Here is a 786-nt window from a genome sequence, read left to right as displayed (position 1 = left end):
CGCCAGCTCCTGGCATTAAGCCGATTTTGATTTCTGGTTGGCCAAACTTGGCAGACTTACCAGCGACAATGATGTCAGCGTGCATAGCAAGCTCACAGCCGCCGCCAAGCGCATAGCCATTGACCGCTGCAATAATCGGCTTGCGACAATTAGTAATAGCATCCCAATACTGCTCGCTACGACGTAGATAGACATCAACCGTTTTTGCGGTTAAAAAGTCATTGATATCAGCACCAGCCGCAAACACTTTATCGCCACCAGTCAGTACGATAGCCTTGGTTTGTGGATCATCGTTTAATTGAATGAAAATCTTTGCCATTTGCTCACGTAGTTCAGCATTTAAAGCGTTGCGAACTTTGGGACGATTAAGTGTTATCAGACTTACGCCATTTTCTAACGTTTCACAAATAATGATCTGCTCTTCCATGATGCTGTCCTTTAGATATTATCGTTAAGTAAAATATCGCAATCTTTAAAATACATTACTAATTATAAAATATAATACCGCATAGCGATATTCAAGACCAATATATACTGTTTATTTTCTTTTGTGAAGAGTAAATCTTAGTCAATTTTAGAAATATACGGACTACTTAGACTTCAATTTTTTAATTAATACCGCATAGCGGTTATTTAAACCAAAAGTATTGTATTTTAATAAACTATCAATTATGCTGTTTGTTCAAGGTAATTACGAAGTCGTTATCACTCTAAGTATTAATCAAACAAGGAAGAACCACATGATCAGAGATAAGGAAACTCTTAACCAAATTACCGAAACTATCC

The 786-nt window shown here is 37.2% G+C and carries 1 protein-coding gene; it reads right to left on the bottom strand.

Going from position 1 to position 786, the window contains the following annotated elements; all coding sequences use genetic code 11:
* A partial coding sequence (locus ACS8FD_RS19390; RefSeq protein WP_439277063.1) for an enoyl-CoA hydratase-related protein occupies positions 1-427 on the bottom strand: 427 nt, incomplete at its 3' end.
* Positions 428-786: the final 359 nt, after the last annotated feature.

This window comes from Psychrobacter sp. 1U2, assembly GCF_051847575.1.
Note: the sequence above shows the minus strand (reverse complement) of the source record. Positions and strands in the feature narration are given on the sequence as shown.